Annotated in this window: 15 protein-coding genes; 8 read left to right on the forward strand and 7 right to left on the reverse strand. The window is 70.1% G+C overall.

The window, feature by feature from the left end; all coding sequences use genetic code 11:
• Positions 1–2 precede the first annotated feature (2 nt).
• From polA to AAFN86_RS05675, 3 genes are all read left to right on the forward strand, one after another.
• On the forward strand, positions 3–2,831 hold the full coding sequence (polA, locus tag AAFN86_RS05665) for a DNA polymerase I (RefSeq protein ID WP_347542399.1): 2,829 nt from the start codon (positions 3–5) through the stop codon (positions 2,829–2,831).
• A 2-nt stretch (positions 2,832–2,833) separates the two neighbouring features.
• Entirely contained in the window at positions 2,834–4,054 is a 1,221-nt protein-coding gene (locus tag AAFN86_RS05670; protein ID WP_347542255.1) for an MFS transporter, read from the forward strand.
• Positions 4,055–4,337: 283 nt separating this feature from the next.
• Entirely contained in the window at positions 4,338–6,560 is a 2,223-nt protein-coding gene (locus tag AAFN86_RS05675) for an ATP-binding protein (protein WP_347542256.1), read from the forward strand.
• 414 nt (positions 6,561–6,974) lie between these two features.
• Here the strand turns inward: AAFN86_RS05675 and AAFN86_RS05680 are convergent, their stop codons facing one another.
• Both AAFN86_RS05680 and AAFN86_RS05685 read right to left on the reverse strand, forming a co-directional pair.
• Positions 6,975–7,394: a DUF2237 domain-containing protein gene (locus tag AAFN86_RS05680; RefSeq protein ID WP_347542257.1), complete on the reverse strand. Its 420-nt coding sequence runs from the start codon at positions 7,392–7,394 to the stop codon at positions 6,975–6,977.
• Positions 7,394–7,576, reverse strand: coding sequence for a succinate dehydrogenase assembly factor 4 (locus AAFN86_RS05685; RefSeq protein WP_347542258.1), 183 nt, complete (start codon positions 7,574–7,576; stop codon positions 7,394–7,396). The genes AAFN86_RS05680 and AAFN86_RS05685 overlap by 1 nt, the downstream gene beginning before the upstream one ends.
• 54 nt (positions 7,577–7,630) lie before the next feature.
• On the opposite strand from AAFN86_RS05685, the gene htpX reads away from it, so the two are divergent.
• Positions 7,631–8,563 carry a zinc metalloprotease HtpX gene (gene htpX, locus AAFN86_RS05690; RefSeq protein ID WP_347542259.1) on the forward strand — a complete coding sequence of 311 codons (933 nt, stop codon included), beginning with the start codon at positions 7,631–7,633 and terminating at the stop codon, positions 8,561–8,563.
• Between the two features lie 16 nt (positions 8,564–8,579).
• Here htpX and AAFN86_RS05695 read toward each other — a convergent pair whose 3' ends face one another.
• Positions 8,580–8,765, reverse strand: coding sequence for a hypothetical protein (locus AAFN86_RS05695; protein ID WP_347542260.1), 186 nt, complete (start codon positions 8,763–8,765; stop codon positions 8,580–8,582).
• A gap of 160 nt (positions 8,766–8,925) precedes the next feature.
• Positions 8,926–9,483: a histidine phosphatase family protein gene (locus tag AAFN86_RS05700; protein WP_347542261.1), complete on the reverse strand. Its 558-nt coding sequence runs from the start codon at positions 9,481–9,483 to the stop codon at positions 8,926–8,928.
• A gap of 122 nt (positions 9,484–9,605) precedes the next feature.
• Here AAFN86_RS05700 and AAFN86_RS05705 point away from each other — a divergent pair, with 122 nt between their 5' ends.
• Positions 9,606–10,271: a Tim44/TimA family putative adaptor protein gene (locus AAFN86_RS05705; protein ID WP_347542262.1), complete on the forward strand. Its 666-nt coding sequence runs from the start codon at positions 9,606–9,608 to the stop codon at positions 10,269–10,271.
• A 184-nt stretch (positions 10,272–10,455) separates the two neighbouring features.
• Entirely contained in the window at positions 10,456–11,682 is a 1,227-nt protein-coding gene (locus AAFN86_RS05710; protein ID WP_347542263.1) for an MltA domain-containing protein, read from the forward strand.
• 7 nt (positions 11,683–11,689) lie between these two features.
• Here AAFN86_RS05710 and AAFN86_RS05715 read toward each other — a convergent pair whose 3' ends face one another.
• The gene (locus tag AAFN86_RS05715; RefSeq protein WP_347542264.1) at positions 11,690–12,655 is read right to left on the reverse strand and encodes a helix-turn-helix transcriptional regulator; all 966 of its coding nucleotides are present in this window, start codon (positions 12,653–12,655) and stop codon (positions 11,690–11,692) included.
• Between the two features lie 53 nt (positions 12,656–12,708).
• A complete protein-coding gene (locus AAFN86_RS05720) occupies positions 12,709–12,837 on the reverse strand; it encodes a hypothetical protein (protein ID WP_347542265.1) in 129 nt (42 codons plus the stop codon).
• 208 nt (positions 12,838–13,045) lie between these two features.
• On the opposite strand from AAFN86_RS05720, the gene AAFN86_RS05725 reads away from it, so the two are divergent.
• Positions 13,046–14,071: an NAD-dependent epimerase/dehydratase family protein gene (locus AAFN86_RS05725; RefSeq protein ID WP_347542266.1), complete on the forward strand. Its 1,026-nt coding sequence runs from the start codon at positions 13,046–13,048 to the stop codon at positions 14,069–14,071.
• Complete coding sequence (locus tag AAFN86_RS05730; RefSeq protein WP_347542267.1) at positions 14,071–14,709, forward strand: TetR/AcrR family transcriptional regulator; 639 nt, start codon at positions 14,071–14,073, stop codon at positions 14,707–14,709. Before AAFN86_RS05725 ends, AAFN86_RS05730 begins: the two co-directional genes overlap by 1 nt.
• Positions 14,710–14,719: 10 nt before the next feature.
• Here the strand turns inward: AAFN86_RS05730 and AAFN86_RS05735 are convergent, their stop codons facing one another.
• Positions 14,720–15,496 (reverse strand): FkbM family methyltransferase, encoded by a 777-nt coding sequence (locus tag AAFN86_RS05735; protein WP_347542268.1) that lies wholly within the window; start codon positions 15,494–15,496, stop codon positions 14,720–14,722.
• Between the last annotated feature and the right edge of the window lie 22 nt (positions 15,497–15,518).

The raw sequence follows: 15,518 nt of genomic DNA on the forward strand, positions 1-15,518 counted from the left end.
CGATGGCGGATGCCGCGACCGAGGCGCTGCCCACCGTCAAGCCAGGCGAGCGCCACCTGATCCTGGTGGATGGCTCCGGCTACATCTTCCGCGCCTATCACGCGCTGCCGCCGATGACGAACCCGGAAGGGGTTCCGGTGAATGCCGTCTATGGCTTCACCACCATGCTGTCGCAGTTCCTGACGCGGCATGCGGGCAGCCATATCGCGGTGGTGTTCGACGCGGCCCGGCTGAATTTCCGCAACGAGATCTACGCCGACTACAAGGCGCACCGCCCCGACCCGCCCGAGGATCTGATCCCGCAATTCGCGCTGATCCGCGACGCGACGGATGCGCTGGGCGTCGCCAAGGTGCAGCAGGAAGGCTTCGAGGCGGATGACCTGATCGCCGCCTACGCCAAGGCATACCTCGCTGAGGGGCCGGGGCTGGTCACCATCGTCTCCTCCGACAAGGATCTGATGCAACTGGTGCGGCCGGGCGTGCAGCTGCTCGACCCGATCAAGCAGAAGCCGATCCGCGAGCCGGAGGTGCTGGAGAAGTTCGGCGTCACCCCGGACAAGGTGGTGGAGGTGCAGGCGCTGGCCGGTGATTCCACCGACAATGTCCCGGGCGTGCCGGGCATCGGCATCAAGACCGCCGCGCAACTCATCAACGAGTATGGCGATCTCGAAACCCTGCTGGCGCGCGCGACCGAGATCAAGCAGCCCAAGCGCCGTGAATCGCTGATCGAGAATGCCGAGAAGGCGCGCATCTCCCGCCGCCTGGTGCTGCTCGATGAGGACGCGCCGCTGCCTGCGCCGATCGCGGATTTCGTGGCGGGCCCGCCGGGCGACGGCAAGCTGGAGCATTTCCTGCGCGCGATGGGTTTCCGCTCGCTGCTCGCACGCATGGGCAAGCTGGGCGAGGGCAACGACCCGCCGCGCCGTGGCGCGCCCCCCGTCGCGGTGAAGCACGCACCCGCACCGGGACCGGTCGCGCCCGACCTCGCCGCCGCCTTCGGGCCGTATGAGACGGTGACGACCGAGGAGCAGTTGGCACGCTGGGTGTCTGATGCCACCGCGGCCGGCGTGGTCGGGCTTGATACCGAGACGGACAGCCTGGATGCGCGGCGGGCCAAGATGGTGGGCTTCTCGCTTGCCACCGCGCCGGGCCGGGCCTGCTACGTGCCGATCCGCCATGGCGATACCGGCGACATGCTCGCCGGCCCCGCGCCGGTGCAGATCGAACCGGACCGCGCCTTCGCGCTGCTGCGCCCGTTGCTGGAAGACGCCACCGTGCTGAAGGTGTTCCAGAACGCGAAATACGATCTGGAAGTGATGGCGCGGGCGGAGAATGGCGGCTTCGCCACCATCGCGCCGATCGACGACACGATGATGCTGTCCTACGCCATGGAGGCCGGGAAGCACGGGCATGGCATGGACGAGCTGTCGGTCCTGCATTTCAACCACGCCCCCATCAAGTTCGACGAGGTGACCGGCACTGGCAAGGCGCGCATCCCCTTCGGATTGGTGCCGCTCGACCGCGCCACCGCCTATGCCGCCGAGGATGCCGACGTCACGCTGCGCCTGTGGCTGCTGCTGAAGCCGCGTCTGCGGGAAGACGGCGCGCTCGCGCTGTATGAACAGGTCGAACGCCGCATGGTCGGCGTGCTGCGGGAGATGGAAGCCAACGGCATCAAGGTCGATGGCGCGGAACTCGCCCGCATCGGGGAGGATTTCGCCGCCCGGCTCGTGGTACTGGAGAAGGCGATCCATGACCTCGCCGGCCGCGCTTTCAATGTCGGCTCGCCCAAGCAGCTCGGCGAGATCCTGTTCGACGAGATGAAGCTGTCGGGCGGGCGCAAGGGCAAGACCGGCGCCTATTCGACCGATGCCGCGGTGCTGGAGGATCTGGCCGCGCAGGGCGTGGAACTCGCGACCCGCGTGCTGGAATGGCGGCAGCTGGCGAAGCTGAAATCCACCTATGTCGAGGCGCTGGCCGCGCAGATCGATCCCTCGGACCGGCGCGTCCATACCTCCTACGGCATGGCGGGAACCTCCACTGGCCGGTTGTCCTCCAACGATCCGAATTTGCAGAACATTCCGATCCGGTCGGAGGAAGGGCTGCGCATCCGCCGCGCCTTTGTCGCGGAACCCGGCCATGTGCTGCTCGCCGCCGACTATTCCCAGATCGAACTTCGCCTGCTCGCGCATCTGGCGGATGTGCCGACGCTGCGGGACGCCTTCGAACACGGCGAGGACATCCATTCCCGCACCGCGGCGGAAATCTTCCATCTCGAACCCGGCAAGGTGGACAAGGAAGCGCGTCGCCGCGCCAAGATGATCAACTTCGGAATCATCTACGGCATGTCCGCCTTCGGGCTGGCGACGCGCCTGGGCATCCCGCCCGGCGAGGGGCGCACCATCATCGACGCCTATTTCGCGCAATACCCCGGCATCCGGCAGGAGATGGAACGCTGCAAGGAGGAAGCCCGCATCCACGGCTTCGTCCGCACGCCCTTCGGCCGGAAACTCTGGATCCCCGACATCGCCACCAAGGACCCGGTGCGCCGCGCGGGGGCCGAACGCGCCGCCATCAACGCCCCCTTCCAGGGTGGCGCGGCCGAGATCATCAAGCGCGCCATGGTCCGCCTGCCGCGCGCACTGCGCGAGGCAGGGTTGTCGGCGCGGATGCTGCTGCAGGTGCACGACGAACTGGTATTCGAAGTGCCTGACGCCGAAGTGGAAGCCACCGCCGCGGTGGTCAAGGACATCATGGAATCGGTTGCGACGCTGCGCGTGCCCTTGTCGGTCGAAATCGGCACCGGCCATTCCTGGGCGGAGGCGCACTGACCATGGCGGCCGGCTGGACCACGCAGGAACGCCGCACGCTGGCGCAGATCTGCGGCGCGCATTTCGTCAGCCATGTGCATCACCTGACGCTGGCGCCGCTGTTCCCGCTGCTGCGCGAAAGCCTTGGTGTGTCCTATGTCGAGCTCGGCCTGGCGCTGACCGCCTACAACATCGTCTCGGCGGTTACCCAGGCGCCGATGGGCTTCATCGTCGATCGCGCCGGGCCGCGGCGGATGCTGGCGGCCGCGCTCATCCTCGGCGGCATGTCCTATATCCTGCTCGGCCTGACCGGCAGCTATGCCTGGCTGATCGCGGCGGCCGGCATGGCCGGGCTGGCCAACAGCGTCTACCACCCGGCGGACTACGCCATCCTCGGGTCGTCGATGGCCGAGGAACGCGTCGGCCGCGCCTTCTCCATCCACACTTTCGCCGGCTTCATGGGCGGTGCGATCGCGCCGGCCTTCGTGCTCGGCATCGCCGCCTGGCTCGGCATGGGGGCGGCGCTGATCGCCGCCGGCCTGCTCGGGCCGATCGCCGCGCTGCCGCTGATCTTTGCCCGCGCGCCGGAAGCGGTGCCGCGCCCGGCCCCGGTAAAATCCGCCGCCGCCGCCGGCGCCGTGCCCGTGTCGGTGATTTCGCCCGCCGTGCTGGCGATGACGCTGTTCTTCGTCACCCTCGCGCTGTCGAATGGCGGCATCCAGAACTTCTCCGTCGCCGCCTGGGTCGATGGGCAGGGGATGTCGCTGACCATGGCGAATGCGGCGCTCACGACGTTTCTGTTCGCGAGTGCCGGCGGCGTGCTCGCGGGTGGCGTGATCGCGGATCGTACGCGCAACCATGGTTTGGTGGCGGCCTTCGGCTTCGGCTCCTCGGCGACGCTGATGCTGCTGGTCGGCAGCGCGGCGGTGTCGGGCATCGCACTGGTTCCGGTTATGGCGCTGGCGGGTTTCCTGTCGGGCATGATCATGCCGTCGCGCGACATGCTGGTGCGTGCCGCCGCCCCGCCAGGCCAGGCGGGGGCTGTGTTCGGCATCGTCTCCACCGGCTTCAATATCGGTGGTATGGCCGGGCCTCCACTCTACGGATGGTTGCTCGACAGCGGCAGGCCGATGCTGGTGTTCTACGCGGCCGCAGCCTTCATGCTGCTGACTGCGGTGATGGCACTCGCGCAGGAGTTGCGGCTGCGGCGGCGGCGTGCGGCCGCCGCCGCGCCCGCAGAGTAATCTCCGCCTTCACCTGCCCTTGACGCACGATCGTGTCATACTGCGCGCGCCCGGAACGGCGTCAGGCTGCGCCTGCGGCGTCCTGCCCGCGACGATCCCCGCATCGGCGACGAAGGTGCCGCGGTGCCAGGACGCCGCATGCAGGGATTGATGGGCCGGCGATGACGTCCTGCGGACGTTGCCACCGGGACTTGGGGGGGGCTGATCGCGCCGCGATGGGCGTGGTCGGCGGTATGGTCAGGGAACAGGTCGCTTGGTGACTCGGCCGATCACGACGCGCTTGATGGACCGGCCGCTGCGGCCCGGCGCCATTCTTGCCGCCGCGGTGGTTCTGCCGGCCCTGCTGTTCGCCGTCCTGCGGCAGCACGACATGGGTCATCGGCGCGACGCCCTGCGCGACGAGGGCGTGGTCGCCACGCAGCTTGCCGGTGAGCAGGCCCAGCGCCTGATCGACGGCGGCATCCTCGCGCTTGACCGAGCGGAGGACGCGATAGCCGGGCTAAGCTGGGTGCAGATCCAGGCACGCCGGGCGTCCGTGCAGGCGGATCTGCGACGCATCGAGGCCGCGCAGCCAGCCATACTGGGTCTCCTGGCGCTGATCCGCCCCGACGGGCGCGTCGCTGCCGCCGGCGGGCCGGACCAGGCACCGAACGCGGATGCGAGCGGCTTCGAGGCCATGCGCGCGGCGCGCGAAGCAGGCCGGTCCGTGTATTTCGAGGCCGCGTCGCGCGAACTGGCGGCGCAGGGCGCGGGTCTCGTCATCGGCCGGGGCCGCGCGGCGGAAGGGCGGCCCTTCGACGGCCTCATCCTGTCCGTGCTGCGCGCCGAAGCCTTTTTCACGGCGTGGTCGCAGGCCGGTCACCGACCTGGCGGCCGTTTCGCCCTGGTGCGCAATGACGGCACCATCCTGATGCGCCAGGGTGCCACCGCCGCGACGCCGGCATTGCTCAACGCGTCGGATCCGCTGCGCCAGGCCATGTTGGCCGACCGCCCACAATCCGCGCCGCTGGCCACTGATTCCTTCGGCGACGGGGAGATCCAGTACGTCGCTTGGCGGCGGATCGGCACCCTGCCGCTCAGCATCGTCTACACCATCCCGGGGCTGCCGGAGCAGCGCATGGCCTCGCTGAGCCTGGCGCTGAACGGCATTGGCTGTTTCATGGCCGGGCTGCTGCTGGCGCTGTTTGCCTTCAGCGGTGGCCGGCGGGCCCGGCGCGACCGCGAGACCCTGAAGCGGCTGGAAGCCAATGCCTCGGACCTGCGCGCCGAGATCGCCCGGCGCGAGGCCGCGGAGGACGGGCTGCGCAATGCGCAGCGGATGGAAGGGCTCGGGCGGCTGACGGGCGGCGTCGCGCACGACTTCAACAACCTTCTGACCGCCATCCTCGGCACGGCGCGGGCGCTCGAACGCCATCTCGGGTCACGCGCGGATGAAAGGACGCGCCGCCTGCTCGGCGCCACCGTGGCCGCGGTGGACCGCGGAGCGCGGCTGAATGCCAGCTTGCTCGCCTTCGCGCGGCGCCAGCCGCTGGTGCTCGCCAGTGTGGATGCGAACCTGCTGGTGCAGGATTTCCGGCCTCTGCTGCGCCGCGCGCTCGATGAATCGGTCACCCTGGATCTCACGCTCGACAAGAAACTGCCGCCCTGCCGCGCCGATGCCGCGCAGCTGGAGGCGGCGCTGCTGAACCTTGTCATCAATGCGCGCGACGCGATGCCGCGGGGGGGGACCATCCGCATCGTGTCCCGCCGCGCCTGGCTGCAGGAACAGGCGCTGGCCGGCAACCCCGAGGCACAGCCCGGCCCCTATGTCGCGATCGAGGTGCGCGACACCGGCGAGGGCATGCCGCCCGAAGTCCGTGAACGCGCCTTCGAGCCCTTCTTCACCACGAAGAAGGACGGCCAAGGTACCGGGCTCGGCCTGTCGCAGGTCTTCGGCTTCATGCGCCAGATCGGCGGGCATGTGGCCATCCAGTCCACGCCGCGGCGCGGCACCACGGTCACGCTCTATCTGCCGCTCGGATCGGAATCCGACGGCGCGCCGGGCCGCACCGCGTCACCGACGCTCGCGGCACCGGTGTCGGGCAAGGGCGTTTCGGTCCTGGTGGTCGAGGACGAGCCCGCCGTGCGTGGCGTGGCGGTGGAGATGCTGACGGATGCGGGCTTCTCGGTGCTGGCCGCACCTGATGGCCCGACGGCGCTGCAATTGCTGCGGGAGGGTGTGCCGGCGGACATCATCTTCTCGGACGTCGTGATGCCTGGCGGCATGAGCGGGGTGGACCTGGCGCGGGAGGCGCGAACGCTGCGCCCGGGCGTGGGCGTGCTGCTCGCCTCGGGCTACGCGGCCGAGGCGTTGGCCAAGCACGGCGGCGCCGGGGAATTCGACTTGATCGGCAAGCCCTACGACATGGACACCGTGCTCGGCCGCATCGCGGCGCTGGCCCAGCGACGCGCCCCCGAGGCGGAGGCGAAGGAATCGGAGCCGGCGGTGCTGGCGTCGCCGAGATGACGCGTGCGGGCGCTGGGCGCGACAATTCCGCCCTTCTACCCACCAAAGCCTGGCGGGCTTTCTGAAGCCCTCGCTTGGCGAGCGCCATGCCTGGATGGCGAAGGCCCCGTCATCGGCCTCCTCGGCGGCTTGCGTGGCTTCTCGCGCCAAGATGGGGATCTGGTCGGACCTTGGTGCTCTGCACGACGCATCCTGGTGTCGTCGAAACCCCCGCCGCGCCCCTCGCCAAGTCGAGGTTCCCAAAGGCCTTAAGCCTTTGGTGCGGGAGGTCCGGAGGGGGCAAAGCCCTCTCCGGCTCGCCCGCCAAAATCCGCGCCTCCGGGGTGGCGCCCCTCCGCTTCCGATCACCGAATACCGCGCGGATGCCACAAGGCCATGGCGTTCGTGGCCTCCCCACATCCGCGCGCCCGCGCCTCAGCCTGGTGGCGCCCGGTCCAGTGCATGGGCCAGCAGGTGGTCGCGGCGGCAGACCTGCAGCGCCGCCTCATGCGTCGCTTCCGGCAGCACGGGCGGGGCGAAGCCGCCGCGGCGCGCTTCTTCCCACCGATCGGCGCACAGGCACCATCGATCGCCGGGCTTCAGGCCGGCAAAGCCGTATTCGGGGCGCGGCGTGGACAGGTCGTTGCCGGCGGCCTGGCTGAAGGCGAGGAAGCCGGCGGTGACCTCGACGCAGACAACGTGCAGGCCGACATCGGCCGGGCCGGTGTTGCAGCAGCCGTCGCGGAAAAATCCGGTCAGCGGCGCGACCGAACAGGGCAACAGAACGCCGCCCAGGACGTTGCGGGACTGGGGCCGGGGCGGCAGGTCGCGGATGGGGCCTTCGTCGAGCGGCATCAGAAGTCGCTGACCCGGCCCTTGCGTTCCCAGTCGCCGAAGCGGGTGGGCTCGGGGCCGGCGGGGCCGCCGATCTCCTTCGGCAGCTTGGGCGCGGCAGGCTTCGGTGCGGGGTGCGGCGCCGTGGCGGCGGCGGGCGGGGCGCCGGCGGGGGCGGTGTCGTCGGGGGGCGTCTTGGTCATGGTAGGGATGATGTAGTCTGTCGTGGCCCGCGACGCAGCAGTGAGGACGAGGCGATGGGTGGATATGTGAAGACGGCGGTGCTGCTGGCGGCGCTGACGGCGTTGTTCGGGGGGATCGGCTTCGCCATCGCCGGGCAGCAGGGGATGATCCTGGCGTTGTTGTTCGCCGGTGGCATGAACCTGTTCGCCTGGTGGAACAGCGACCGGATGGTGCTGCGCATGCAGAATGCGCAGCCGATCGGCCCGCATGACGCGCCGCGGCTGTATGAGATCACGGCCCAGCTGGCGCAGCGCGCCGGGCTGCCGATGCCCGCGCTCTATGTGATCCATGAGGACCAGCCCAATGCCTTCGCCACGGGGCGCAGCCCGTCCAGCGCGGCGGTGGCGGTCAATACCGGCCTGCTGAACCTGATGAGCGAGGAGGAGGTGGCCGGCGTGATCGCGCATGAGCTCGCGCATATCAGGAACCGTGACACGCTGATCATGACGGTGACCGCGACCGTTGCCGGCGCGATCTCGATGCTGGCGAATTTCGGCTTCATCTTCGGCGGGCAGCGCGACCGCAACCAGAGCCCGTTCGGGCCGATAGCGATGATCCTGATGCTGATCCTCGCACCACTGGCGGCCGCGGTGGTGCAGATGGCGATCAGCCGGTCGCGCGAATACGAAGCCGACCGGGTGGGGGCCGAGATCACCGGCAATCCGCTCGGCCTGGCCTCGGCGTTGCAGCGGCTGGATGGCTACGCGCACCAGATCCAGAACTACGGCGCGGAGGCCAATCCGGCGGCGGCGCACATGTTCATCATCAACCCGCTGTCCGGGGCGCGGATGGACAATCTGTTCTCGACGCATCCGAGCACGGCGAACCGGGTGGCAGCGCTGCACGACCTGGCGGGGCGGATGGGCCAGGGTGGCGGCGGATGGTCGGCGCCAGCCCCGGCCTCCGGCGGCCCGTGGTCGCAAGGCCGGCGCAATCCCTGGGGGTGACGCGCGGCGCCGCCTGTCACATGACGCCGAGCCCTGCCTCCAGCACGGCCAATTCGAGGCTGTTCTCGGCTGGCGGCCGCACGGCGTGAAGCCACAGGCCCAACCCGGCCGCAAGCCAGCCTGTGGCCCAGACCAGCACCTCGGGGCTGGAAAGCAGGGTCGTCCCCACCACCATGATACCCGGCGCCAGGACATACGACATGGCGATGCCTCCTTCGCGAAGGCGGCGCCGGGGCACGGCGGGCGCCGCGCTGCCACTGCGAACCCGTTGCGGGCGGATATGCAACCGGAATCCGCACGAATGCGTGATGACGCTTGGAGAATCGCGATCCCGGGCGTCGCCTGCGGTCGGGATCAGACCGTCAATGATGCTTCCACGGCACCAGCGCCGGCCCCGGCTCGGTCGGGTCCACACGCAGGATCTGCCCATTCGTCACGCTGAGCCCGGTCAGCGCCATGATGAATCCCCAATGGGATACCACCAGCGTGTGGGCCCAGTCGTCCAGCGCAGCCATTTCCGCGCGGAACAGGTTGGCGCGGCCTTCGACCTGGTCGGCCGGTTCCTCCTGCGGCGGCCACCAGACTTCCTCCAGATGCTCGAAGTCCACGTCGGGGAAGGTCTGCGCCAGGGCCGTGCGCGGGCTGCCGATGTCGCAGGTGAAGGCATAGCGCTCGCGCACCACCGGCGTGATGGTCAGCGGCAGCCGCAGCCGCTGCGCCGCCGGCAGCGCCGTCTGGATGGCGCGGCGATAGGGGGAGACGACGATGCGCCGGATATCCTCATCCGCCAGTGCAACCGCGGCGGCGGCGGCCTGTTCATGCCCCAGCGGCGTCAGCACGGGGTCAACGATCCCCGGGTCCTTCCGCGTCTGGGTAAACAACAGGTTGAACTCGCTTTGTCCGTGGCGAAGAAGGATCATCCGGCGCGTCCCTGTTGGCTACCCCACCGCGTAGCGGCCCGTAAAGCCGCCGGCAACCGCAGGGACCGCATGTTGCGGCAGCGACCCGGCAGCCCTAAGTGAAGGGGCCTGAGGAGATAGACATGAGTGGCGGCCTGCCGATCGATCTGATCCTGTTCGCGATGGTCGCGGCCTTCCTGGTGCTGCGCCTGCGCAGCGTGCTCGGCCGGCGCACCGGCTTCGAGCGCCAGCCCGGCGAGGCCGCGCCGGGCGCGGCGCAGCCCGTGCCCGCGCGGGAGGCCGAATTGCCCCCGCCCGTCCCGGCGGGCGCCGTCGCGCGGTCGCTACCCGACCCTCGCTCGCCCGTCGGCCAGGTCCTCATGCGCATCCGCGGGCTGGACCCGGCCTTCGATCCGGCGGTCTTCCTGAACGGCGCCGAGGGCGCGTTCCGCATGATCGTGCAGGCCTTCGCCGCCGGCGACCGCGACACGCTGCGGAACCTGCTGTCGGAAGAGTCCTTCGCCGGCTTCGACCAGGCGATCTCCGCCCGCGAGATCGCCGGGGAGACGCAGCGCACCGAACTGCGCGCCATCAACGGCATCTCCATCGAGGAAGCGGAACTGCGCGACACCGTCGCCGACATCACGCTGCGCATCGTCTCGGACCAGGTGAACCTGATCACCGCGAAGGATGGCTCGATCAGCGCGGGGGCCGAGGCTGTGACCGAAATCACAGACCTTTGGACCTTCCAGAGGGACACTCGGGTATCCGATCCCACCTGGAAACTGGTGGGAACCCGGTCCGTCTAGCCCCGGACCGGGGCGTCCGCGACCCTCCAACAGCCCCCGGAGAGTCGCGGCGCCGGCCGGGCCGGAGTATACACCCCCCATGTACCGGTCGGGCCACCATGGTCGCGCGGCGTGGGCCGCGGCGCTGCCTTTGCTGTTTTGGCTGCTCCTCCGGGTGTCGGCCCTGGCACAGCAGGTCGCACCGGTGCCCGAGCCCGAACCCCGGCCCGAGGAAGCGCCGCTTCCACCCCTGCGCCCCGTCACCTTCGCCGACCTGCCGGGTTGGGAGGCGGATGGCCATGCCGAGATCCTGCCGACACTGCTGGCATCCTGTTCCGCCCTGCGGCCGATGCGCCCGGAGGCGCCGCTCGGCGGCCAGGGCGAGGCCGCGCTGCGGGCCGGCACCGCTTCGGCCTGGCAGGCCGTTTGCCCGGAATTGCGAGCGCTGGAGCGCAGCCTGCCACGGCCACCGCGGCTGGTCGGCAGCGCGACGCCAGGGCCCGCCTTCGAACGCCGCATGAATGCCTGGCGCGCCAGCCGCAATGCCGTCGTCCGCGCCTTCCTGGAGCTGCACTTCGAACCTTTCGCCGCCGGCAATGGCGTGATGACAGGCTATTACGAGCCGATCCTGCGCGGTTCGGTCGAACCGAACGACGCGTTCCGCACGCCGCTTTTCGCCCGCCCGCCGGAGCTGGTGGAACAGCCGGTGATCGGCAATCCGCTGCGGCGCCGCTTCGGCATGCTGGTGGAAGGGAGGCTGGAACCCTTCTACGACCGCGCGGCGATCGATACCGGCGTGCTGGCCGGGCGCGGGCTGGAACTGGTGTGGGTGGACGATCCGGCGGATGCCTTCTTCCTGCACATCCAGGGATCCGGCCGGGTGGTGCTGCCGGATGGGCAATTGCTGCGCGTCGGCTATGCCGGCCAGAACGGGCGCGCCTATGTGCCGATCGGGCGGGTGCTGATCCAGCAGGGCGAACTGACGCGCGACCAGATGTCGATGCAGGCGATCCGCGGCTGGCTGGCTGGCGCGGGGTATGATCGCGCCACGGAATTGCTGCGCGGCAACCCGTCCTACATTTTCTTTCGCGTCGTGGAGAACCTGGGTCCGGACCAGGGGCCGATCGGCGCGCTCGGCGTGCCGCTGACCCCGCAGCGGTCGGTCGCGGTGGATCGCAGCTTCATCCCGCTTGGCGCGCCGCTGTTCGTCACGGTGCGGGACCCGATGGCCCGGCGGGATGCCCCGGCCGTCGGCCGGCTGGTGGTGGCGCAGGATACCGGCGGGGCGATCCGCGGCCCGGCCCGGACCGACTTCTTCTGGGGCTGGGGCCATGAGGCGGGCGAACGCGCCGGCCGCATGCGCGACGAAGCGGAGGTCTTCATCCTGCTGCCCCGTGCGCTCGAAGTCGCCGCGGCGCCGGAGACGCGGTAGGAGCCGGTCAGGATGCCTGAACCGTGCCGAGTACCTCGGCGAAGAGCGAGCGGGCCACGCCCAGCGCCTCGATCGCATGGCGGCAGGCCGGATCGCCGCGGCGCACCTCCCCCATCGCCCAGGAGGTATCCGCGTCCAGCGAGATCCAGTTCGCCTCCGCCATGTCGCTCGGCGGCCGCTGGAACGCCGCGCGCATGGCCGGGGGGAGGCGCTCCTCGAATCCTTCGAGGTAGAGCGCACCGGCGCGGGCAATGGCGGCGCTGAGCGCCGCTTCCTCCACCGAGGTGCTGAGACGGAAAGCGAGCACGCGGACGGCGAAGATCCGGTTTGTGATGCTCCGCGTCGCCAGCACGCCGTCGAGCACGAGAGCGCGGTCGAGCGTCGTCCCCTGCAGCACGAATGTGCCCATGTTGGCGCGCAGCCTGGAATCCATATGGCCGTAGAGCCGGTCCTCGATCGCGAAGGCCGGCCCGTGCATGTCGACCAGGATCCGGTTCAGGTATTCGATCTCGAGGTTGAGCGCCACTGGCCTGCGCATGATGCGTATGGCGAAGGGGAAGATGCGCCCGCGTTCGGTCGGCGACGGGAAAGCGAGGAGCCAGAGGGCGGCATAGGTCGCCTCGGCATGGGCGATCGCGCCGCTCGTGGCCGCCATCGCACGGGGAAAGGGATAGGCCGTCTCGGGCGATGCCGCCGCCGCGGGCAGGACCGGTGCGACGCCGAGCCGGTCGGCCAGCGCGGTCATCGGAAGGTCCCAGTCAGCCCGCCGGAAGCCGCCGATCGCCTTGCCGAGCCCGGCCGTCAGCGCGGTCAGCGATTGGTCGCTCGGCCCCAGTGCGCCATTGAGCCAGCGCGCCACCACCGACTTGTCCACGCCCACGGCCTGGGCCAGCTGCGCGCGGGATAGATTCGTGCTCGCCAGGGCGAGGCGAAGCTTCTCGGGGAAATCGGCGATTTCCGGCCCGCGCGCCATCGTACCCCGTCCTCGCTGGAGACGGGCCAGATAGCCATCGTGCTCCTGCACGCTCAAAGGATATGCGGGCCGAAGGCGGGGTCCGCGGTGATGCGGAGGCGCTCTTCCTCGAGCGGGGACAGCCGCGGGAAGATGATTTTGAGGATCGCGACGCCGCCGATCAGCAGCAGAAGGTCGAGCATCTTCGGGAACTCCACCTATCCGCAGGCGATGAATTCCGCCTGTTGCGATGGCGCCACCGTCGCGCTGCGACCGGGCATGCCCGTAGGCGCGCCACATGCCGCCAGACGGCGCATCGCGATGCGCATGGCGCTGCGCCCTGCGTTGGGCGCTCAGCCGATGGACAGGCCTCCGGACCGGGGGCAAGGATGGCCGGCAGGAGGACCCGCCGTGCCGCAACTGCCCGCTGTCATCGCCGACGAGTCCGCGCTCGAGGAGATGCTCTCCTGCCCCGATCCCGCACTGGTGGCCGACCTCGCCGACGTGCCGGGGGACATCCTGGTACTGGGCGCGGCCGGCAAGATGGGTCCGACCTTGTGCCGCCAGGCCAGGCGTGCCGACCCATCACGCCGGGTCATCGCCGTGGCGCGCTGGTCGGAACCGGGGCTGCGCGCGCGGATGGAATCCTGGGGCGTCGAATGCCTCGCCGCCGACCTGATGGACCGCACCGCGCTGGCCGCCCTGCCGGATGCGCCCAATGTCGTGTTCATGGCGGCGATGAAGTTCGGCGCCACCGGCAACGAACCGCTGACCTGGGCGATGAACGTGCTGCTGCCGGCGATGGTGGCGGAACGCTATGCATCGTCGCGCATCGTGTTCTTCTCGACCGGCAATGTGCAGCGGCTGGTGCCGGTGATCTCCGGCGGTGCGACCGAGGACATGCCGCCGGCGCCGATCGGCGACTACGCGGCGTCCTGCCTCGGGCGCGAACGCGTGTTCCAGCATGCGGCGGCGACGCGCGGGACGGCCTGCTTCGGCATCCGGCTGAACTACGCGATCGACCTGCGATACGGCGTGCTGCACGACGTCGCGGCCAAGGTGCGGGACGGCAAGCCGGTGCCGATGGCGATGGGCCACGCCAATGTCATCTGGCAGGGCGATGCCAATGCCTGGACGTTGCGCGCGCTGTCCCGCGCCGATGCATCCTGCCCGATCATGAACGTGACCGGGCCGGAGACGGTGTCTATCCGCTGGGTGGCCCAGCAGCTTGGCGCGCGGCTCGGTACCGCCCCGCTGCTGGATGGCGAGGAAGCGCCCGATGCCCTGCTGTCGAATGCCGGTCGCGCCTTCGCCGCCTTCGGCTATCCCGCCGTGCCGCTGGTGACGATGCTCGACTGGGTGGCGGATTGGGTGGGGCGCGGCGGACGCTCGCTTGGCCGCGCGACCAAGTTCGAAGTGCGGGACGGGAAGTTCTGATGGAAGACCGCGCGCCGCGACCGCTTTCGGCACGCGCCGCGGCGACGCGGCAGCGCATCCTGGATGCCGCGCTGGCGGAATTCGCGCTGAACGGGTTGGCCGGCGCGCGGGTGGACGAGATCGCGGCGCGGTCCGGTGCGAACAAGCGCATGCTCTACGCGCATTTCGGGTCGAAGGAGGAGCTCTGGCTGATCGTGCTGGAGCGCGCCTATGCCGCCAAGCGCGCCGAGGAACGCGAGGTCGATGTGGAGTACCTGGCGCCGCCCGAGGCGATGGCCCGGCTGGTGCGCTTCAACCTGCGCTACACCGCCGCGCACCCCGAATTCGTCGCCCTGCTGAACCAGGAGAACATCCACCGCGCGGCGTATCTGCAGCGCAGCGCCGAGGTGCCGGCGATGTATTCGCCGCTGGTGGACAGCCTGCGCGCGGTGCTGAAGCGCGGCGAGCAGGCCGGCGTGTTCCGCCGCGATGTGGACCCGATGCAGCTGTATGTCACCATGCTCGGGCTGGGGCATTTCTGGGTGGCGAACCGGCATACGCTGTCCACCATCTTCGGCCAGGACCTTGGCACCGAGGCCGCGCTCGAAGCCCGCGAGCGGCATGTGGTCGAGGTGGTGCTGGGGTATCTGCGGCCGTGACGGGTGCGTCCTACGCCAGCCGTTCCCGCACCAGGCTGGCATAGACATCGCCGCTGTTTGCCGCGTGCGGCAAGGCCTTGATCCAGTCGCACATCATCGCCGCATCGATCGGCGCGCCATGCGCGAAGGCCATGCTTTCGCCGAGGCAGGCATTGAAGGCGCGGTAGCCGAGCGCCGACAGCAGGCCCAGGCATTCCGCCGCCACGTCCCGCTGGATGGTGGTGAATTCGAAGGAGAGCGCCCGCGGTGGCCGCGTCAGGCCGCGCAGAACCTCGGCCTCGAAGCCCTCGACGTCGATCTTCACGAAGGCTGGCAGGCCATGGCGCGTCGCCAGCGCGTCGAGCGTGGTGACCGGTTGCGTGATCTGCGCATCCCACCGCTGGCCTTCCCAGCCCTGCGCGCCATCCGCCGCCGCGATGAACGCCGTGCTGGCCGTGGCGACGGTCGGGTTGGCGGTGTTGAGCCGCAGCACCGCTTCCCCCGGTTCGGCACCGACCAGCGCCTGCACCAGTGTGATGCCGGGATCGCCGCGGAAGATCAGCCGCAGCGCGCGGGCCAGGCGCGGCTGCGGTTCCACCGCCACCACCCGCGCGCCCAGCCGGCGGAAAGACGCCGTTCGGTCGCCGACATGGGTGCCGATGTCGAAGGCGAGGTCGCCCGCCCCGAGGAAGCGCGCATGGAAGGTATCGAGCAGCGCGGCGCGACCGGGCGCGTAGTAGGTGCGCAGCGACGCACCGATCGCCCTGGCGAAGGGCGTCATGAGGAAGACAGAGCGGGGGAGGAACACCTCCCCCGAATCCCCCTCCGCT

This window comes from Roseomonas sp. CAU 1739 (genome assembly GCF_039839775.1).
Taxonomy (GTDB): Bacteria; Pseudomonadota; Alphaproteobacteria; order Acetobacterales; family Acetobacteraceae; genus Neoroseomonas.